General features: G+C 39.9%; 19 protein-coding genes and 1 pseudogene. 7 read left to right on the forward strand and 13 right to left on the reverse strand.

The genetic code is table 11. From position 1 onward, the window contains the following. Window positions 1–3: 3 nt before the first annotated feature. Together NML75_RS01015 and NML75_RS08835 are read left to right on the forward strand one after the other, a co-directional pair. A complete protein-coding gene (locus NML75_RS01015; protein ID WP_254731306.1) occupies window positions 4–915 on the forward strand; it encodes a PTS system mannose/fructose/sorbose family transporter subunit IID in 912 nt (303 codons plus the stop codon). 60 nt (window positions 916–975) lie between these two features. Next, a complete protein-coding gene (locus tag NML75_RS08835; protein WP_367400507.1) occupies window positions 976–1,065 on the forward strand; it encodes an IS3 family transposase in 90 nt (29 codons plus the stop codon). A gap of 83 nt (window positions 1,066–1,148) precedes the next feature. Here the strand turns inward: NML75_RS08835 and NML75_RS01020 are convergent, their stop codons facing one another. The 13 genes and pseudogenes from NML75_RS01020 to leuS all read right to left on the reverse strand — a co-directional run bounded on the left by NML75_RS01020 (window position 1,149) and on the right by leuS (window position 14,697). Beyond that, on the reverse strand, window positions 1,149–1,841 hold the full coding sequence (locus tag NML75_RS01020; protein ID WP_254731309.1) for a leucine-rich repeat domain-containing protein: 693 nt from the start codon (window positions 1,839–1,841) through the stop codon (window positions 1,149–1,151). Window positions 1,842–2,208: 367 nt separating this feature from the next. After that, the gene (locus NML75_RS01025) at window positions 2,209–2,454 is read right to left on the reverse strand and encodes a hypothetical protein (RefSeq protein WP_004250643.1); all 246 of its coding nucleotides are present in this window, start codon (window positions 2,452–2,454) and stop codon (window positions 2,209–2,211) included. 166 nt (window positions 2,455–2,620) lie between these two features. Further along, window positions 2,621–3,226 (reverse strand): DUF4230 domain-containing protein, encoded by a 606-nt coding sequence (locus NML75_RS01030; protein WP_004250641.1) that lies wholly within the window; start codon window positions 3,224–3,226, stop codon window positions 2,621–2,623. Between the two features lie 234 nt (window positions 3,227–3,460). After that, window positions 3,461–4,777: pseudogene (locus NML75_RS01035) on the reverse strand (ISL3 family transposase). 138 nt (window positions 4,778–4,915) lie between these two features. After that, window positions 4,916–6,250, reverse strand: a complete 1,335-nt coding sequence (pepC, locus tag NML75_RS01040; RefSeq protein WP_254731312.1) for an aminopeptidase C — start codon at window positions 6,248–6,250, stop codon at window positions 4,916–4,918. A 107-nt stretch (window positions 6,251–6,357) separates the two neighbouring features. Further along, on the reverse strand, window positions 6,358–7,080 hold the full coding sequence (locus NML75_RS01045) for a pseudouridine synthase (protein ID WP_004250633.1): 723 nt from the start codon (window positions 7,078–7,080) through the stop codon (window positions 6,358–6,360). A gap of 165 nt (window positions 7,081–7,245) precedes the next feature. Then, window positions 7,246–7,818, reverse strand: a complete 573-nt coding sequence (locus NML75_RS01050; protein ID WP_004250632.1) for a nucleotidyltransferase family protein — start codon at window positions 7,816–7,818, stop codon at window positions 7,246–7,248. Beyond that, on the reverse strand, window positions 7,799–8,797 hold the full coding sequence (gene ruvB, locus NML75_RS01055) for a Holliday junction branch migration DNA helicase RuvB (protein WP_004250631.1): 999 nt from the start codon (window positions 8,795–8,797) through the stop codon (window positions 7,799–7,801). The genes NML75_RS01050 and ruvB overlap by 20 nt, the downstream gene beginning before the upstream one ends. A gap of 166 nt (window positions 8,798–8,963) precedes the next feature. Then, window positions 8,964–9,818 carry an ABC transporter permease gene (locus NML75_RS01060; protein WP_004250630.1) on the reverse strand — a complete coding sequence of 285 codons (855 nt, stop codon included), beginning with the start codon at window positions 9,816–9,818 and terminating at the stop codon, window positions 8,964–8,966. Beyond that, window positions 9,818–10,681, reverse strand: coding sequence for an ABC transporter ATP-binding protein (locus NML75_RS01065; RefSeq protein WP_004250628.1), 864 nt, complete (start codon window positions 10,679–10,681; stop codon window positions 9,818–9,820). Before NML75_RS01065 ends, NML75_RS01060 begins: the two co-directional genes overlap by 1 nt. A gap of 276 nt (window positions 10,682–10,957) precedes the next feature. Then, window positions 10,958–11,380 carry a GNAT family N-acetyltransferase gene (locus NML75_RS01070; protein ID WP_004250626.1) on the reverse strand — a complete coding sequence of 141 codons (423 nt, stop codon included), beginning with the start codon at window positions 11,378–11,380 and terminating at the stop codon, window positions 10,958–10,960. Between the two features lie 12 nt (window positions 11,381–11,392). Beyond that, window positions 11,393–12,085: a GNAT family N-acetyltransferase gene (locus NML75_RS01075; protein WP_004250624.1), complete on the reverse strand. Its 693-nt coding sequence runs from the start codon at window positions 12,083–12,085 to the stop codon at window positions 11,393–11,395. Between the two features lie 110 nt (window positions 12,086–12,195). Continuing rightward, window positions 12,196–14,697, reverse strand: a complete 2,502-nt coding sequence (leuS, locus tag NML75_RS01080) for a leucine--tRNA ligase (protein ID WP_225749950.1) — start codon at window positions 14,695–14,697, stop codon at window positions 12,196–12,198. Between the two features lie 238 nt (window positions 14,698–14,935). Here leuS and NML75_RS01085 point away from each other — a divergent pair, with 238 nt between their 5' ends. The 5 genes from NML75_RS01085 (at window position 14,936) to dapD (ending at window position 21,266) form a co-directional block, all read left to right on the forward strand. Then, complete coding sequence (locus tag NML75_RS01085; protein ID WP_254731315.1) at window positions 14,936–15,952, forward strand: NAD(P)H-dependent glycerol-3-phosphate dehydrogenase; 1,017 nt, start codon at window positions 14,936–14,938, stop codon at window positions 15,950–15,952. Window positions 15,953–15,973: 21 nt separating this feature from the next. After that, a complete protein-coding gene (gene galU / locus NML75_RS01090) occupies window positions 15,974–16,870 on the forward strand; it encodes a UTP--glucose-1-phosphate uridylyltransferase GalU (RefSeq protein ID WP_254731318.1) in 897 nt (298 codons plus the stop codon). A gap of 127 nt (window positions 16,871–16,997) precedes the next feature. Continuing rightward, window positions 16,998–19,529: a penicillin-binding protein PBP1B gene (gene pbp1b, locus NML75_RS01095; protein ID WP_254731321.1), complete on the forward strand. Its 2,532-nt coding sequence runs from the start codon at window positions 16,998–17,000 to the stop codon at window positions 19,527–19,529. 42 nt (window positions 19,530–19,571) lie between these two features. Then, entirely contained in the window at window positions 19,572–20,504 is a 933-nt protein-coding gene (locus NML75_RS01100; RefSeq protein ID WP_025170516.1) for a DMT family transporter, read from the forward strand. A gap of 63 nt (window positions 20,505–20,567) precedes the next feature. After that, window positions 20,568–21,266 carry a 2,3,4,5-tetrahydropyridine-2,6-dicarboxylate N-acetyltransferase gene (gene dapD, locus NML75_RS01105; RefSeq protein ID WP_254731324.1) on the forward strand — a complete coding sequence of 233 codons (699 nt, stop codon included), beginning with the start codon at window positions 20,568–20,570 and terminating at the stop codon, window positions 21,264–21,266. Window positions 21,267–21,294 lie beyond the last annotated feature (28 nt).

Raw genomic sequence — 21,294 nt, forward strand, 5'->3', positions numbered from 1 at the left:
ATCATGGCTGAAAAAATTCAATTATCAAAATCAGATCGCCAAAAAGTTTGGTGGCGTTCACAATTCCTTCAAGGTTCTTGGAACTACGAACGTATGCAAAACTTGGGTTGGGCTTACTCTTTGATCCCAGCTATCAAGAAACTTTATACTAAAAAAGAAGACCAAGCAGCTGCTCTTGAGCGTCACCTTGAATTCTTCAACACTCACCCATACGTAGCTGCTCCAATCATGGGGGTTACTCTTGCACTTGAAGAAGAACGCGCTAACGGTACTGAAATCGATGACGCTGCTATCCAAGGTGTTAAGATCGGTATGATGGGACCTCTTGCTGGTATCGGTGACCCAGTCTTCTGGTTTACAGTTCGTCCTATCCTTGGTGCCCTTGGTGCATCACTTGCTGCAACTGGTAATATCGTTGGACCACTTCTCTTCTTCTTTGGATGGAATGCAATCCGTATGTCTTTCCTATGGTACACACAAGAGTTTGGTTACAAGGCTGGATCTGAAATCACTAAAGACATGTCAGGTGGTATCTTGAAAGACATCACTAAAGGAGCTTCTATCCTTGGTATGTTCATCCTTGCCGTTCTTGTACAACGTTGGGTATCCATCAACTTCACTATCAACCTTCCAGGTAAACAATTATCAGAAGGTGCCTACATCAACTTCCCAGAAGGTGCTGTTACAGGTGGAGAATTGAAGGGTATTCTTGGTCAAGCACTTAGTGGTATGAGCTTGGATAGCGTTCAACCACAAACCCTTCAAGGTCAGTTGAACTCATTGATTCCAGGATTGATGGGACTTCTCCTTACTTTCCTTTGCATGTGGTTGCTTAAGAAAAAAGTATCTCCAATCACAATCATCCTTGCACTCTTTGCAGTTGGTATCGCAGCTCGTTACTTCGGTATCATGTAATCTCGGTGAGAATATACAAACAAAAAAGAATCAGGTTTATCACCTGATTCTTTTGGCTCTTTGTCAAATAGTGTTGATGAAGAACCTAATGAAAAAAGAATCCAACAAAAATTGGACTACCTGTCTCCGGTTGAATACCGAAGACGGTAGCCCTAGGGTGTTTTTATTAAATTCTCACTTTTTGGGGTCAGTCCCTAAGCCTGATAGTAGTTTCTTGTTCATACTATTCCCCTTTAGTCATTTACTACTTTGAGTCCTAAACTATTGGCAGCCTCTTCTGCCTTTGATCCCTTAGGTGTATGGATTTCTACATTCTTATTTGAATTTTCTGGGAAGTAAAATAAGTCTGTTATTTCAATTACACTTTCAGGTATTGTGATCGATTTGATTGATGGTGTGTCTGAAAATACCAATTGACCAATTGATTTTGTTCCTTCTGGAAATACAACAGACTCTAGAGAACTTGCTCCTAAAAATGCGTGATCATCAACAGTTTCTAATGATGTTCCTAAATAAATGTACTTCAATGCTTTATCTTGACCAAAAGATGACTCTCCAACATATCTTACTGTATCTGGTAAGACGATTGCTTCACATTTTTCAACATTTGCCATACCACGCTGTGCAATCGCTATAACAGGTTTACCATTAATGGTTTTTGGTACACGAACAACCTTGTCGTCAGAAGTACAACTATAGATTGCGTATCCTTCTTGCCACTCTTCATATGTGAAGTACTTTTCATCTGTATCCGGGAAGTCTTTGAAGTTCTTCTCTGTTACTTCAGAGTTATTTGTTGTGGTATTTTTTGTTTCTATTGTAGAAGTACTTGTTGTGGTATTTTGTTTTGACTCCTTAGGTCCGCATCCTACTAAACCTGATAAGAGTACTGCTGCACATAAGCCTGATAATAGTTTCTTGTTCATTATTTCTCCTCCTAATATTTTATGAATATATTAATACCTATATGTTATAAGATGTAGATATTCTTGCTAATATCAAATATTTCTATTTAATCTTCCTATAAATATACGAATGTTAATATATTAATATCTTTAAGTATTTATAACTATAGTTCCTTAATTTTCCCAGTAAAAAACGAAAGGCACCACAAGTTATTTATATGTTTTCTTTAAACGATTCATGTACTTCTGTCGCAACTTCTCGCCCGTCTTTAATTGCGGTTGCGATAGATTGAGGACCTAAATATGCATCACCTGTTATTATTTATTTCTATGTATTCTGATGTTGACCGAAAGTCAAATTTTTACCTTTCATCTAGAACACTAAAGTCTACTTTTGTTCAATTGCTGCAACGACAAGATCACATGGAATAATATGTTCACTACCTGCCACTTCATGCGTTAATCTTCTTCCACTTTCATCTGATTCACCAAGTTCCATTGTAATAACCTTTACACCAGTTACTTTCCCACTCTCATCACGCAATACTTCTTTAATATTCTCTAAGAAATGGAATGTAACACCTTCATTGTGTGCATCTTTGATTTGTAGTATAGCTTCTAGTATATTGTTCATATGGTCATCATCCTTTTGTTTTAGGTTTAGGCGCTTTTAATATAATGGATGTTGGCCTTTTTGTATACACTAAAATAGGGTTGGTGGAAAATTTCCATCAACCCTAAAAATTATAGAACCACACAAAACCCTGACCAGAGATGGTCAGGGTCTTGTATTTCAAAAATTATTCTGTAAATTCTATAGTTACTTTTACTTCAGAATCCATTGAAGAAAATATTGTTTTATAATAATTGATTGCAGATTCTTTAATTTCACTCTTAAATTTATCTAAATACTCTGCTTGTTTATCACTAGAAAGTTGGTTTGTGACCAATTTCCCAGTATCAACATCTTCTGTAGTCCCACTTAATAACTCTCCATGACTATCATATAAATCATAAGGATCATCTTTTGAAAGTTCAACACCAATTACTTCCAATTTTGGAACAATAACCTTATATTCTTTTTCGCTTATTTGTTCAACCTTTACACTACTTTTAATTCCAAATTTAGCGTTATAATTTAAAATTACTAATGCTGCTTTTTTAGAGAACGGCACATCAAACCCAAAAACTTGAGTTGTTTTTGTTTCAGAAATAATTTCATTAATTCCCGCATTCAAAAATACAACTTCATTCACTTTTTCAATACTTTCGATATTAATTGACGATTTGACTTCTGATTTATGTTCCTTAGGTAAGAAAAATAGCACTCCAATAGCTATAATAGCTATTAATACCAGATTCAATAGAACACTAAACTTATTAAATTTCTTCTTTAATATAGACAAGATAAAAAAACCTCACTTTAAATAATCTATCTAAATTTTACACATTCTAAAGAAAACAGTCAATATTTTTTCGTACTATCTTCTAAAATTAATTGTGCCTATTAAAAATGAAATTAGTTTGTTGCATTTGATTATATTTTTTGAACACCAAATCCATTTAAAATTGAGTGCTATTTTGAGCACTAAAAAAGGGCTCTTTGTCAAATAGTGTTGATGAAGAAATTTAGGAAGGGATTAAGCAACTAATTGTTGCTTAATTCCTTTTTGTTTTGGGCCAAACATTTTTGTTATTAAAATAATCCTATTTCTAAAATAGTAATAGTTTCTAAAGCCGTAGGCATTTCATTTAAGCACTTTTATTTTATTGTTTATTCCTTCAATAGGGCCATTTGTTCTAGTTGGATACTCACAAGTATTTTGAATATATGGCAAGTAAGTCATAAGAGTCTTTAATACTCTTTTTAAACCAGGAGATAGGTCTAATTGCGTAGCTGCTTCAATCGTTTCCTTGAATTCTATATAATCTCTATCCTGTATACATTCACGAGGTGAATGTACAACCTCATAATCATTTTTTAGAGATGGATTGTTTTCTAAGATATAATCTACGATTCCTTTACTTGTTATGAAGCTTTCAAAAAGCTTATAACGATTATATTTATAGTTCTGAAGTTCATTAGGGTTCTTTAAAATTAACTTCCAATAATGTTTTAACTTTCGATATAATTTAGGATTTTTATAACGATGCTGATTCATGACACGTACCCGAGTTCGATTTAATTCTCTATTTAAGGCTTGTACGATGTGAAAAGGATCAATGATAATTTTAGCGTTAGGAAACATTTCTTTTATTAATTGAATGTACGGTAAGTACATGTCGATTGAGATAGTTTTTACCTTTAATCTTGTCTTAGTCTCAAAACGATGAAAATATTGTTTTAAACTGTAAGATTTTCTATCACGTACAACATCGACCAGCTTGTGTGTAGTGCTATCACAAATAATGAAGCTCATATTACTATCGGAAGCTTTGACGGATTTAAATTCATTAAAACACAAATGTTCAGGGAAATCATGTAATGGTTTAATCGTTAATAATCGTGCTGTATCATCTATGATACGTCTTACAGTATGAACTGAAACATTTGATTCTTTTGAGATATATATTTCAGATACTGTTTCACTTATTTTTGCCTTAATTTCATTTTTTAATCGTTTCGAAATATGACAATGTTTTTCTACAATGCGACTAGCATCTGCGGTAAATGAAGAACTACATTCTCTACAGAGAAATCTTTGCTTGCGTAGATTTAAGTAGGCCGGAAGGCCTGAAACAGAACAGAGAGTGATACGAGAAGTTTTCGTTCCGTTTTTAACGATATTGTTATTTTGGCTAACACACCCACAAACAGTACAAAATTCTGGTTTATGCGTATATGTAGCTGAATAAAATAAAGATTTTCCCTTTTTAAATATCTTCTCTTGAACTTTATCATCCCAAATAATGTTTTTATCTTTGATTTGTAGTGTAGCTTCTAGTATATTGTTCATATGGTCATCATCCTTTTATTTTAGGTTTAGGCGCTTTTAATATAATGGATGTTGGCCTTTTTGTATACACTAAAATAGGGTTGGTGGAAAATTTCCACCAACCCTAAAAATTATAGAAACATTCTTTTTATATCTCATTTATTCTGCCAAGGCACCCATTGGATCCCATGGTGCAAGGACGATTGGTTCTGCTTCGTAAGCAGCTCGTTCTTCTGCTGTTAGTAATTCCTTACGAACAACAATTTGGTAAGTGTATTCGTCCATCCAAGCATCTGAAGCAACAAAGTAACCATCGGTACCAACCTTGTCTCCCCATGAGTTTTCAACTTTCCACTTGACTGATTTACCGTTTTCGTCCAAATCAACACCTGTCAAGACCATAGCGTGGGTCATCAAGCTTTCGCTGTAGTCCAAACGACCTGCTTTGTCCTGAGTGAGTTGAATATCCATGCTTGATTCAAAATCATAAACATCTGTCGCAAGGATTCCGGCTTTACGGTTGCTGAGTTGGCCGACATCTGAACCAAACCAAACAGTTTCTCCTGTCTGCATTTGGGCAATGGCCAATTCTTTCAAACGTTCCATCGGTACGTTGATGTAACGAACCGCACGGCTACCAACGACATTTCCCAACATCTCAACTGTGTAAGATTTACCGTAAGGTTTGTCAGCAGTTGGAGCATTAATCACAGAAACGTAATCTTCTAGTGGAAGGTCAACGTATTTCTTGTAAAATTCTTGTGGGGTGATGGCTTTTTCGCTTTGGTAGTTGTTGTCCTTATCGCGATAAGCAAAGTCAAACTGACGTGGTGGAAGTCCTAGTGACATAGCAAGGAAGTTAAAAATCTCTTGCAAGAGGTCTTCTTTCTTAGCTTGAACAGTCGCTTGGTCTGCGCCAGAAGCCAAGAGGTCACGCAAGATTTGAGCATCTTGACGAAGCAATTTATTAAGGATTGCATTGAGCTCACGACTGCTGCTAGATGAAACAGACTCTGGATAAACAGACTTAGGAACGACACCGTATTTCTCAAAGAGAGAAACTACCATATCCCACTGACCACCATCTTGTTGTGGAGTTTGGAGTAGGAAGCTAACCTTGCGGCTTGTCAATTCTTGGTCAGCAGTCGCAATCACTTGCTCCAAGAACCAATTAGATTTTTCATACTTGTCCCAGAAGAAGGTGTGGGCTTGTGACAATTCAAAGTTTTCAAGTTTGTATTGAGAGATGAGTTTGTGGCGGAAAGTATTAAGTGCCGCAAACATCCAGCAACGGCCAGATGCTTTCTGGTTAGTGACCTTGTCCTTAGTCAAGTCAAGTGAGAAAACAGGTGTGTTGTCTACATGGCTTTGACGACGCTCAAGGGCTGCAAAAATTCCATTGTGACTGGCAGCATTTTCGATAGCTTGGTATTTTACATTTGCTTCATAGTTAGCAAATAATTTATCTGTAAATGATTCTTGAATCGCGTTCATAAAATCCTCCTTTTTTCTTACTGTCTATTATAACTCTTTTCACAAAGGAAGCAACCAAAAACTGAAAAAGGCAGGGACATTTCCCCTACCTTTTCCTATTATCCAGTTTATTGAACACTTTTAAGCAAGCCTTCTAGCTCTTCCTTGCTTAAACGACGCCATTCTCCACTTTTCAAATCCTCATCCAAGGTCAAAGTTCCCATGGTTAAACGTTGCAAGTCCACAACTTCTTTACCACAGTAGGCCACCATCCGTTTGACCTGGTGAAATTTCCCTTCTGCAATGGTCACTCGGACCAGGCTTTGATCCTTTTCCGTATCAATAGACACAAGCTCCAGTTTGGCAGGCTGACAGGTAAAGTCCTTGAGCGGAATTCCTTGCGCAAATGTCTCAATGTCTTCATCCGTCATGATTCCATTGACTTGCGCTAGATAGGTTTTATCCACATGACGTTTTGGTGAAAGAAGAGCATGAGCCAGCTTGCCATCATTGGTCAAGAGCAAGAGTCCATGCGTATCGATATCCAAGCGCCCTACCGGGAAAACTTCCTTGGCACGTGCATAGTCATCCAACAAATCCAAAACAGTCTTGTGTTTAGGATCTTCAGTCGCTGAGATAACGCCCTGGGGCTTGTTCATCATATAGTAAACAAACTCCTCGTAGTCTAGCTTTTGTCCGTCAAAACAAATCTCGTCTGTCTCTTCATCAATTTGTAGCTTGGCAGATTTTTCTTTCTCGCCATTGACCGTCACGCGCCCAGCCTTTAGAAAGTTTTTTACCTCGGTCCGACTCCCGACAGCACAGGCAACTAAAAATTTATCTAATCTCATAGGGCTATTATATCATGAAAAAACATAGAATTAGAACAAAAAAAGCCGCCTGATTGGGCGACTTAATTTTTTTATAGGGAGATTATTATGAAAAAGTTTTAGGAGTATAAGTTAAGGTCTTCTTAACTTATGAGATAAGTATACAGCTCCTATCTTAAAGTTTCCTTAAGTATTTTTAAATGTGAGATTTTTCCATTTTTCTCGCCAGTTTTTCTTAGATAAACGCTGTTGATAAAGCTTCATCCGGTCGTCATTTTCTAAAAAATGGGGAGTTGGAGAAACCTGAAAGTTCAAAATATCCTCCAAACCATAAGGCGCAAAGAGCTCTAAAGTTGCGTCAACTTGCAAGCGAAGTCCTATCGCCGTACAACGTTCGGGATATTTACTCATAGCGTCACAGGAATTCACATACGGTTCCGTATGGGGACTATGCTGATGCATATAGGCTTGATTTTTCAACTCCCATTGATACTGGGGAAAATCCTCTCTCAACTTACTTTCTATAGCCAGCGTTTCTTCATAACTCACCTCTGGGTCAAAGAAAATGACGTCCACATCCGTTTCACGGTCAAAAGCTGGTTTATCTGACAAGAGATTCCAGATAAAATTTCGAACCGAACCAGCCGCCAACCAGGAATCTTTCAACTCCAAGTCACGAATGATAGTCAGAATAGCCATCATATCAGGATTTTCTCTGAAAGAGTCTAAAATATCAGCCTTATTTTTCAATGTATTCATACCCCAAATGCTCATAAGCCTTGGCTGTCGCGACCCGTCCTGAACGAGTTCGCATGATAAATCCTTTCTGGATCAGGTAAGGTTCGTACATATCCTCAACCGTCTCACGCTCTTCAGCGATATTAACCGAAAGAGTTCCTAGACCGACAGGACCCCCACCGTACATCTCAATCATGGTGCGAAGGATTTTCTGGTCTACATAGTCCAAACCTTCATGGTCTACATCCAGCATAGTCAAGGCCTTATCCGTAATCACATCATCAATCAAGCCATCGCCCATAATCTGCGCAAAATCACGCACGCGCTTGAGGAGACGATTGGCGATACGAGGAGTTCCACGACTGCGTAAAGCTAACTCGGAAGCCGCCTCATGAGTGATTTCCATCTCAAAGATATCTGCCGTCCGCTCGACAATCTCTGTCAAGTCAGCATGTTCGTAATATTCCATGTGACCTGTAATCCCAAAACGGGCACGAAGAGGATTGGACAGCATCCCAGCTCGTGTCGTTGCCCCAATCAAGGTAAAAGGTGGCAAATCTAGATGGACACTACGGCTAGCTTCTCCTGCACCAATCATGATGTCAATGTAGAAGTCTTCCATGGCACTGTAAAGGACCTCTTCTACCGACATGGGCAAGCGATGAATCTCATCAATAAAAAGAACATCTCCTGGCTCCAAGTCATTCAAAATCGCTACCAAATCACCTGCTTTTTCGATGACAGGACCAGACGTCTGCTTAAGATTGACTCCCAATTCATTGGCAATGACAAAAGCCATGGTTGTTTTCCCGAGACCTGGAGGGCCAAACAAAAGAACATGATCTAGCGCCTCATCACGCATTTTTGCTGCCTCGATAAAGATTTGAAGCTGATCCTTGACCTTGTCTTGTCCGATATATTCACGTAAATATTGGGGACGGAGGGTACGCTCTACCAACTCCTCATCACCCATGATTTCATTATCTAAAATTCTACTCATGTTCCTATTATAGCAAAAATCCAGCCTACAAACAAAAAAGCCACCTGATTTGGTGGCTTCTTTAGGGAGATTATTATGAAAAAGAAAAGTTTAGGATTTCTATTAAATAAAGTTAGGAGGTCTTTACTTAATGATTACATGATACAGTAGAAGACTTAAAGTTAGCTTAACCTATAAATTTTATTTTTTTGCTAGAGATTTTAACTACTACCAGCCAAAGCAGAAAAGTTAGGAGGCAGATACTCACCACTATTAAGTATGTTTCTTCCTTTGTTAAAAGGTTCTGCCAATTAAGCCGGATTCCTAATTTTTCTTGAAACTCTTCTAATAAGCTACTATTCCCCATAAATGTAGTTTCTAATTGCTCCTTCATTAAGACCTGTCTATAGAGAGAAGCAAGATAGGTAGCCGGTGTGCACTTCATGAGAACTTTAGCGAAGTTAGGAAGAATTCCCATTGGTACATAAGTTCCCACTAAAAATCCTGAAGCTGTACCTACAATTGTAGCCAATTTACCCAGACTATCTACTGACTGGAAATGATAAATCAAGAGTACATTTACCAATGTTGAAAGGAGACTACTTAGCAGCATGATTAAACTAATTTCAAATAGCTTACTCATAGCTGGAATTTCTTGAAAATAAAGGCTCATAACAACAAGCATAAAGGCTTGCATAACAAAGGAAATGATAAGGCTACTAATAAGATAAGACAGTTGCAAGCCCCAGCTCCCTAAATCTGTCAAAAAGAGATCCTGATCCACTTGATTTTCACGATCTTGTACCATCTGGGTCAAAGCTGTAAAACTGGTTGTAATCCCAGTCACAGCCAATGTTCCACCCATCAGCCAGTTATTTAAAAGGCTCTTATTATCAGGAAGTTGAGACCAGGCATCCATCAGATTTTTCTGCAAAAAAATGATATAGAGTAGAAAGGAAATCAAAGCTCCCAGTAATGAGAAAAAGACTCCTGAACGATTACGAAAATACAACAAAAAATCACGTTTTAACAAAGCTAACATTAGCGCACCTCTCTTCCTGTAAGGGCTATGAAGGCATCATCCATAGTTCCTGGACGAAATTCAAAGCTAGCAATCTTCTCACGAACTTGGGTCAAATAATCAATAGCTTCCAATTGGCTCTTAGGATAAAGACTATACTCAAACTCATTTTCCTTTTCCACAGGCATATTTTTAGGTAAGAATTTCTCCACCTGCTTGTCTTTAAAACAAATTTTTAAAAGATTGGAAGCGTACTCACTTTTAATTTCAGCAGCAGAACCTTGGGCAATAACCTTTCCATGATCTATAATATAAAGTTGATCTGCCTCATCTGCTTCATCCAGATAATGAGTCGTTAAGATAATAGTCATCCCTTCATCTCTTTGTAGACGATACAATAAATCCCAAATGGATTTGCGAGTCTGAATATCTAGTCCAGTCGTAGGCTCATCTAGAAATAAAATATCGGGATTGGCTAGGAGAGCCCGAGCAATGTCAACTCGACGTTTCTGTCCTCCTGATAAAGTTCCATAAAGTTGTTTCTGAAAAGCAGTCAACCCTAGTTGATTGATTAAATCTTCCACACGACCACCTTTAATCCCCTTATACTGCTGAGCGCGAATGGCTAGGTTTTCTTTGACCGTCAACTTTTCATCCAATACACTTGCTTGAAAAACAACTCCAATCCGAGTATTGGGCGCATAGATGATTTGACCATTAGTTGCTCTTTTAAGTCCGATTAACATTGAAATCGTGGTCGATTTGCCAGCCCCATTAGGTCCTAAGATTGCGTTAAAACTTCCTTTTTTAAACTCTAAATTTATATCTTTTACTGCTGTATAGTCTCCATAGTTCTTAGTGAGGCCTTTTACTTGTAAAATCATATTTCCTTCCTCCTTTTTACACCTTCAGTTTAACAAAAAGGAAAAAGAAAAAATATAGTTTGGTGCTATGTGGTCGAAATGGATGATTATGTGGTCAATTCTACCTTAAAACTTCTGCATTTGAACATAAAAAAAGCCACCTGATTTGGTGGCTTCTTTAGGGAGATTATTATGAAAAAGAAAAGTTTAGGATTTCTATTAAATAAAGTTAGGAGGTCTTTACTTAATGATTACATGATACATGAGTAAACTTAAAGTTAACTTAAGATAAAAGAATTATTTAAATTTTTTTCGATCCACCCAAATCATTCCTGTACAATCATAAGTAGATAAGGTTTCAAACCCCAGAGAACGGTAAAAACCCAAGTTTTTTTCTGTCTGTTCAGTCGCTAGTTGTATTTGGTAGGCATCCTTATAGTCAGCTAAGGCTTCTTTCATCAAATTACTACCAATTCCTTGGCGCTGATAGCTAGGCAAAACAATCAAATCCTGGACAAAAACGGATGAAAAACCGTCTCCAACCAGACGCATTAAACCAACGATTTCCTCACCATCACGCGCAAGATAAGTCGTTAGCGAATGAGACAAGGCCTGCTCCAACATCTGTGGCTGATTGGTATAGTTTGTCCAACCAACTGCCTGATAGAGATGTAAAACGTCATCAATTGAAACAGAGGATTCTTTTGTAAATTTTATCATAGTAGAACCTTTCTAACATTGCCTAAGCGATTTTATCTGCTGCCCATTTTTATCAAAGTTTTTAGGAGCCAACCATGTTTCCAAACGAGCTTTGACTTGTGGCCAGTCCTTATCGATCATGGACAACCAATCCGTATCTCTGGTGCGACCTTTATAGATAACAGCTTGGCGGAAGGTGCCTTCATAGACAAAGCCCAAACGTTCTGCTGCTTTTCTAGATTGAAGATTGAGGGCGTCGCACTTCCACTCATAGCGTCGATAGTTGAGTTCTTCAAAGACATAACGGGCTAGCAAACAGTGAGCTTCTGTTCCCATCCTGGTCTGTTTGAGAGCCGGAGAAAAAGTCACCGAGCCAACTTCAATGGTGCGATTGGCTTGGTCAATACGCATGAGCGAAAAAGTACCCAGTGCTTTACCAGTCGCTTTATCGATAATCGCGTAGTAAAAGCGATCCTTTTGCTCAATCATCTGCTTTAAAGCTACCATTAACTCTTCTAGATTAGCCACAGGTGGTTGAAAAAGGTAGGTCCACATCTCACGAGGACTATCTGGGCCATAGACAGCTAATAAATCCTCTGCATGCTTTTCCACCGATAGAGCTTCTATAGTCGTATATCGCCCTTCTATCCGTATAAGTGAAGGCAAAACTCCAGGTGTATCATCTACAGATTCACCAATCATCTGACCGTATTCATTTACTGGCATAACTTTCTCCTTGTCTCCCACTTATAAGTTTAAAGATGTGAATAGTATATCACATCTCACAGGTAATCTACAAAAAATCCTCCAGATTCTACTCTGAAGGACTTTTAAATTTATTTCGTTACGATATTTACAAGCTTATTAGGTACACTAATTACTTTCACGATTTCTTTACCTTCGATCTCTGCTTTGACTTTTTCGTCAGAGAGAGCAACTTCTTGCAATTCCTCGCGTGACAGGTCTTTAGCGACCATGAGTTTGGCGCGGACTTTTCCTTTGATTTGGACTACGATTTCAATTTCATCTTCAACCAATTTGCTTTCGTCCCATGTTGGCCAAGCTACATAAGAGATAGACTCGCCTGTTGCTGCCACTGTTTGCCAGAGTTCTTCAGCCAAGTGAGGAGCAAATGGAGCAATCAATTGGATAAAGCCTTTAGCGTAATCCACATAGAGTTTGTCTTCCTTGTTCGCTGCGTTGACAAAGACCATGAGTTGGGCAATGGCTGTGTTGAATTTCATGGACTCGATTTGCTCTGTGACAGCTTTAACAGTTTCGTTGTAAACCTTGTCTAGAGCACCATTGTTTTCTGCAACGATTTCTTTACTTGTGATCAAACGGTAAACACGATCAAGGAATTTACGACTTCCTTCCAAGCCTTCTTCTGACCAAGCGATCGAAGCATCGAGTGGCCCCATGAACATTTCATAGACACGAAGGGTATCAGCACCGTATTGTTCCACCACATCGTCTGGGTTTACCACGTTCTTGAGGGATTTCGACATCTTGGCTGGCGCTTGTTCCAACTCTTCGCCTGTTTCCACATGGAAGAAGGAACCGTCACGTTTTTCAACTTTATCAGTCGCTACAAGAGCACCACGGTGGTCACGGTAGCTTGTTCCCAAAATCATTCCTTGGTTAAAGAGTTTTTGGAATGGTTCTTTGGTTGGAACAACACCGATATCATAGAGGAATTTATGCCAGAAACGAGCGTAAAGCAAGTGGAGCACAGCGTGTTCTGCACCACCCACGTAGATATCGACTGGCAACCATTGTTTGAGTAGATCCTCATCAGCCAATTTTTCTGTGTTATGTGGATCGATATAGCGGAGGTAGTACCAGCTTGAACCTGCCCATTGTGGCATGGTATTGGTTTCGCGACGACCTTTGACGCCATCTTCGCGGGTTACTTCCAGCCAGTCTGTCAAGTTGGCTAGTGGGCTTTCCCCAGTACCTGAAGGGCGGATGTCCTTGGTGACTGGCAAGACAAGTGGGAGTTCATTTTCTGGAACGGCTGTTGAAGTTCCATCTTCCCAATGAATGATTGGGATTGGTTCACCCCAGTAACGTTGACGGCTAAAGAGCCAGTCGCGGAGACGGTAGGTCACCTTCTCTTGGCCGCAACCTTTTTCTTCCAGCCAAGCCACGATTTTAGCAATCGCTTCTTCTTTGTTAAGACCGTTCAAGAAGTCTGAGTTGACGTGAAGGCCATCTTCTGTGTAGGCAGCTTCTGCTACGTTTCCACCTTCCAGTACTTCTACGATTGGAAGTCCAAACTGTTTGGCAAATTCCCAGTCACGTTGGTCGTGGGCAGGTACAGCCATAACAGCACCTGTACCATAGCTAGACAAAACGTAGTCGGCAATCCAGATTGGAATTTCTTTGCCGTTTACAGGGTTGATCGCATAAGCACCAGTCCAAACCCCTGTTTTTTCCTTGGCAAGGTCTGTACGAGCCAAGTCTGATTTCAAGCTAGCTTGGTGTTTGTAATCTGCTACGGCTTCAGCTTGTTCCGCACTTACGATGGCATCTACTAGTTCATGCTCAGGCGCCAAAACAGTGAAGGTCGCACCAAAAAGAGTATCAGGACGTGTCGTAAAGACGGTGAATTCCTTGTCAGTCCCTTTCACTTTGAAGGTGACATTGGCACCAGTTGATTTACCAATCCAGTTGCGTTGCATGTCCTTGATAGACTCTGGCCAGTCCAGATCATCCAAGTCATTGAGCAAGCGCTCTGCATAGGCCGTGATTTTAAGCATCCATTGGCGCATTGGTTTGCGGACAACTGGATAGCCTCCACGCTCAGACGTTCCATCAGGAAGGACTTCTTCATTGGCGATAGCTGTTCCTAGTTCCTCAACCCAGTTTACTGGTACCTCTGCTTCATAGGCCAAGCCTTTTTCATAAAGCTTGGTGAAGATCCATTGCGTCCACTTGTAGTAGTTTGGATCTGTTGTGTTGACTTCACGGTCCCAGTCGTAAGAGAATCCAAGCGCATTGATTTGGCGTTTGAAGTTGGCAATGTTTTCCGCTGTGAATTCTGCTGGGTCATTACCAGTATCCATAGCGTATTGCTCTGCAGGCAAACCAAAAGCATCCCAGCCCATTGGGTGAAGGACGTTGTAGCCTTGGGCACGTTTGAAACGACTGAGAATATCTGTCGCTGTATAGCCTTCTGGGTGCCCTACGTGCAGACCTGCTCCAGATGGATAAGGGAACATGTCCAATGCATAAAACTTCGGTTTTGATGCGTCAGTTCCTGTCTTAAAAGTATGATGGTCAGCCCAGTGTTTCTGCCACTTAGGCTCGATTTCTTTGTGATTGTAAAAACTCATGCTGTCTCTCCAATTTTCGTGATGCTCCTATTATACCATTTTTAGGGGAAATATTGTTCCTCTTTTCGTGTTTTTTATCGTTTCGCCCTTTGAACACTAAACTATTTTACAAATAAATTCTAAAAATTCTCAATATATATAATTTACCATTCAATTAACTCTTCATAAATAATATAGATGCAAGATAAGGCTTTTTATGGTAGAATATAGGAAAGTGCTTTCTCAGAAGGAGGGAAAAATGAACAAACAAACCATCGCTGTTTTAGGGCCTGGTTCTTGGGGTACTGCTCTGTCACAAGTTTTAAATGACAATGGACATGAAGTACGTATCTGGGGAAATATTCCTGACCAAATTGACGAAATCAATACACAACATACCAACAAACGCTATTTTAAGGATACTGTATTAGACGAAAAGATTGTTGCCTACCATGATTTAGCAGAAGTCTTGAAGGGCTCTGACGCTGTTTTGTTCGTAGTCCCAACTAAGGTGACAAGATTGGTAGCTCAACAGGTAGCTGCTGTTCTTGATCATAAAGTGGTTATTATGCATGCTTCAAAAGGTCTCGAACCAAATAGTCACAAACGTCTTTCAACCATTCTTGAAGAAGAAATCCCTGAAGAGCTCCGCAGCGAAATTGTGGTTGTATCTGGTCCTAGTCACGCAGAAGAAACAATCGTCCGTGATATTACCTTGATTACAGCCGCATCTAAGGATTTAGAGACAGCTCAGTATGTTCAGACACTCTTTAGTAACCACTACTTCCGTCTTTATACCAATACAGATGTGATCGGAGTGGAAACAGCTGGTGCTCTTAAAAATATCATCGCTGTTGGTGCAGGGGCACTCCATGGACTTGGCTTTGGTGATAACGCTAAGGCGGCGATTATCACGCGCGGGCTTGCGGAAATCACTCGTCTAGGAGTCAAGCTTGGAGCAAATCCATTAACTTACAGTGGTCTTTCTGGAGTTGGGGATTTAATCGTCACCGGAACTTCTGTCCACTCACGCAACTGGCGAGCAGGTGATGCTCTTGGGCGTGGTGAAGCCTTGGCAGATATCGAAGCCAACATGGGAATGGTCATCGAAGGAATTTCAACTACCAAAGCTGCTTACGAATTAGCGCAAGAGCTTAGAGTCTATATGCCTATCACCCAGGCTATCTACCAAGTTATTTATGAAAATGTTAATATTAAGGATGCTGTTTCTGAACTCATGAGTAACGAGTTCAAGGCAGAAAACGAGTGGTCATAATCACCGTTAGAAAGGAAGCTCATGAAGCAAAAAGTTAGAAAAGCTGTTATCCCTGCCGCGGGGCTTGGAACTCGCTTCCTCCCGGCAACCAAAGCCTTGGCCAAAGAAATGTTGCCAATCGTGGATAAGCCAACTATTCAATTCATCGTTGAAGAAGCTCTCAAGTCTGGAATTGAGGATATTCTTGTTGTAACAGGGAAGTCAAAACGTTCTATCGAAGACCATTTTGATTCAAACTTTGAACTAGAGTACAACCTTAAGGAAAAAGGAAAAACAGATCTCTTAAAATTAGTTGACGAAACAACTGGAATGCGCCTCCACTTCATCCGTCAAACACACCCACGTGGACTCGGAGATGCCGTTTTACAAGCCAAAGCTTTCGTTGGAAATGAACCGTTTGTGGTCATGCTTGGAGACGACCTCATGGATATCACTGATGACAATGCTGTCCCATTGACCAAGCAACTTATGAATGATTACGAAGAGACTCACGCTTCTACCATCGCTGTAATGCCTGTACCACACGAAGAAGTCTCTGCTTATGGTGTCATTGCTCCTCAAGGAGAAGGAAAAGACGGACTTTACAGTGTTGAAACCTTCGTTGAAAAACCAGCACCTGAGGATGCTCCTAGTGATTTAGCCATCATCGGTCGTTACCTTCTCACACCAGAGATTTTCGGTATTCTTGAAAATCAAAAACCTGGTGCCGGAAATGAAATCCAGCTAACAGACGCTATTGATACCCTCAACAAAACTCAACGTGTATTCGCCCGTGAATTTAAAGGTTCACGTTATGACGTTGGAGATAAGTTTGGATTCATGAAGACTTCCATCGAATACGCCCTCAAACATCCTCAAGTTAAAGACCACTTGAAAGACTACTTAATTGATCTTGGAAAAGAACTTTCAGGTGAATAACAAACTCTTAAAACCAGGTTGAATTTACCTGGTTTTTTTGTTGCCTAACTCCCTCTAAAGCTCGTCCATGACTAATTTCTTGCAATCATTGCTTTTATGGTATAATAAAATAAGAGTGAGGAAAGAAATGAAGAATAAATTGTTAGAACTTAAAGAAAAAGGACTGGCTTTCCTTCAGTCCCTAAAAACAAAGTTAAAAAATATACATTTAGGAAAAAGTAGTCCTAAAAAATCTAAAAAGAAAAAGCAAACCAAAACGAATATTTGGACTATCTTTGCCAATATCTTACTGGGAATTAAGGCAACCTTTAATACCCTATTCATTATCGCCTTTCTTGGTGGACTTTTAGGTACTGGAGTTGTTTTCGGTTATGCAGTTTCCCTGTTTGATAAAGTAAGTGTCCCTCAAACAGAAGATTTAGTCAAACAAGTGAACGATATTTCATCCATCTCTGAAATTCGCTATGCTGACGGTTCCATGATTGGCGCTATCGAGAGTGACCTCCTTCGGACATCTGTCGCATCAGATGCTATTTCAGAAAATCTCAAGCAAGCTATCGTTGCGACCGAGGATGAACATTTCGCCGAACATAATGGAGTCGTTCCTAAAGCGGTTATTCGTGCTAGTTTAGGAAACTTTATCGGACTTGGTTCTTCTAGTGGAGGTTCTACACTAACCCAGCAGCTCATCAAGCAGCAAGTGGTTGGGGATGCTCCTACACTAACTCGTAAAGCTACTGAAATCGTGGATGCCTTGGCCTTGGAGAGAGCAATGAGTAAGGACGAAATCTTGACAACTTATCTCAACGTTGCTCCATTTGGTCGTAATAATAAAGGTCAAAACATCGCAGGAGCTCAACAAGCAGCCAAGGGTATTTTCGGGGTTGACGCCAATCAGCTAACGATTCCTCAAGCAGCCTTCATAGCAGGATTGCCACAAAGTCCTATCTCCTACTCACCTTATGAATCAACTGGGGAAATGAAGAGCGAAGAGGATATGGAACTAGGTATCAAACGTTCAAAAGATGTCCTTTACAATATGTACAGAACAGGGGTCCTCAGTCAGGAAGACTACGAAACCTATAAAGCATACGACATCAAACAAGATTTCTTACCAGCTGAAAGTGTAGACGTAACTTCTAGGGGCTATCTCTACTTTACTGCTCTCGATGAAGCAACTAATCTCATGTATGACTACTTGGTACAAAAAGACAACGTCTCTGCCCAAGAACTCAAAAACGAGTCTATCCAAAAATCCTATCGTGAATTAGCTGAAAAAGAAATTCAAAATGGTGGTTACCGTATCACTACTACAATCGACAAAACAATCCACGCTGCCATGCAAGATGCTGTGGCAAATTATGGCTACCTTTTAAATGATAGTAGTGGTCAACCTGAAGTCGGAAATGTCTTAATGGATAATAAAACAGGAGCCATCATAGGATTTGTAGGAGGACGAGATTACCAAAACAATCAAAATAATCATGCTTTTGATACTAAACGCTCTCCTGCCTCTACTACTAAGCCACTATTAGCTTATGGTATTGCTATTGACCAAGGATTGATGGGAAGTGCTAGTATCCTATCAAACTATCCTACCAACTTTGCTAACGGAACCCCTATCATGCACGTCAACAGTCCAGGAACAGCTATGATAAACCTTAAGGAAGCCCTCAATTATTCATGGAACATCCCTGCCTACTGGACCTATCGTATGCTCCGTGAAAAAGGAGTTGATGTCCGTTCTTACATGGAAAAAATGGGCTATGAGATTCCAGAATACGGTATTGAAAGCCTTCCTATGGGCGGAGGAATCGAAGTTACTGTAGCTCAACATACAAATGGATATCAGACACTTGCTAATAATGGAATTTACCATAAAAAATACATGATTTCGAAAATCGAAAAAAGCAATGGCGAGGTCATTTATGAGCATAAAGACGAACCTGTTCAGGTCTACTCTAAAGCTACTGCAACCATTATGCAAAGTCTACTGAGAGATGTACTTTCATCCCGGATAACTACAAGCTTCCAAAGCGATCTTTATAGCATAAATTCCAGTCTAGCAGGTGCTGATTGGATTGGGAAAACTGGTACAACTAACGAGGAAGGTGATATGTGGCTCATGCTTTCAACGCCACGATTGACTCTTGGTGGTTGGGTTGGTCACGATGATAATAGTCCCCTAGCTAACGGCGCATACTTCCGTAATGCTAAGTACATGGCTAATCTGGTAAATGCTATTCAACAAGCTTCTCCTTCTGCTTGGGGAACTGAGCGTTTCAGCCTTGATTCAAGTGTAACTTCTTCTCAAGTTCTTAAATCAACTGGTCAAAAGCCAGGACGAGTTAATCTCAACGGAAAAGATTACGAAATTGGTGGAGAGACTGTTACAAGTTACTGGGCCAACCAAGCTGGTGCCCCAACTACGACATTCCACTTTGCAATTGGTGGTAGTGAGGCTGACTATCGACATGCTTGGAATACAATTGTTGGAAATTTAATAAAACAAGACAACAAAGATAAAGACAAGGATAAAGATAAAGACAAGGATAAAGATAAAGACAAGGATAAAGACAAGGATAAAGATAAAGACAAGGATAAAGATAAAGATAATAACAATAATAACAGCTCTTCTTCGAATAGGTCTCAACGCTAACATACCTATTATCAAGAGTATGTCACCTAACTCGACTTTTATATGAATCACTATCAAAAAAATATTTTCAAGGGAACCATATACTCTCTCCTATCCGGATTAATATGGGGTATCTGTGGCATTTTAGGAGAATTCTTCTTTACGCATTATCCAGTCTCCTCTGGTTGGATCACTTCTATGCGACTAAGCCTTGCAGGTGGTTTCGTACTTATCTTGTCCGGCTTTAAGTTCCGTTCACAGTTATTCGACCTTTGGAGAAACCGCAACAATTATATACCTTTTCTGGCTTATGCTATCCTAGGAATCTTCTCCGTTCAGTATTTCTTCTATCTCTGTGTAGAATACTCTAATGCGACAACGGCAACCATCCTACAATTTATCAGTCCTGTCTTCATTCTTATCTACAACCGCATCATCTACAAGAAAAAAGCTTCTAAAAAAGCAATCTTCTATGTTTTAACTGCTATGCTTGGAGTCTTTTTGATGGCTACCAAAGGCGATTTGTCTAAGTTATCCATCACTCCTATCGCTTTATTAACTGGACTACTCAGTGCACTGGGAGTTATGTTTAATGTCATTTTGCCCCAGCCATTTGCTCGAAAATACGGTTTTGTTCCTACTGTTGGTTGGGGAATGATGCTAGCTGGACTCTTTAGTAATTTTCTCTACCCTGTATATAGAATTAGCTTTCAGCTAGATTGGGTGAGCATCTTGATTTGTTTGACCATTGCCTTTTTGGGAACAGCTTTTGCCTTTTTCCTATCTATGAAGGCTGTCTCGCTGGTATCCCCATTGGTGGTGTCAGTGGTCAGTGCAAGTGAACCGCTATCCTCTGCTATTCTAAGCGTTCTATTTCTAGGTCTGGTCTTAGATGGCTACCTGCTATTAGCTATGATTTTGATTATTATTCCCATGATCTTCTTATCCATCGAAGAATCAAAGGATAAACTGAAAGAATCTTCTTTTAACACTTAAGGCTTCAATTTTGAAGCCTTTTTTGGTAGAATAGTAAGCATTACAAAGAGTGAGGAGACCCCTATGACTGCTACAAAAATGAATGCACAAGAAATTATCCAATTTATCGCCAATGCTGAAAAAAAGACAAGTGTAAAAGTAACCTTTGAAGGACAACTTGCTGGAACTATCCCTACTTCTGTTATCAAGCTTGGGAATGTTCTCTTTGGAGACTGGAAAGATATCGCTCCACTTCTTGATGGACTAACAGAAAACAAGGACTATGTTGTTGAACAAGACGCTCGCAACTCTGCTGTGCCTCTCCTTGATAAACGTGATATCAATGCTCGTATCGAGCCAGGCGCTATCATCCGTGACCAGGTTGAGATTGGCGACAACGCTGTTATTATGATGGGAGCTGTGATCAATATCGGTGCAGAAATCGGAGCTGGTACTATGATTGATATGGGAGCTATTTTAGGTGGACGTGCTATTGTCGGTAAAAATAGCCACGTCGGTGCCGGTGCTGTTCTTGCAGGTGTTATCGAACCAGCTAGTGCAGAGCCTGTTCGTGTCGGTGACAATGTACTCATCGGTGCTAATGCTGTGGTCATCGAGGGTGTTCAAATCGGTAGCGGTTCTGTTGTTGCGGCAGGTGCCATCGTCACTCAAGATGTACCAGAAAATGTTGTGGTAGCTGGTGTTCCAGCTCGTGTTATCAAAGAAATCGATAGCCAAACCCAACAAAAAACAGCGCTAGAAGATGCGCTTCGCACCTTGTAATGAGTAACAGAGGCGGAAACCTTTCCAG

This window comes from Streptococcus sp. CF4-3 (assembly GCF_024295385.1).
Lineage (GTDB): Bacteria > Bacillota > Bacilli > Lactobacillales > Streptococcaceae > Streptococcus > Streptococcus infantis_I.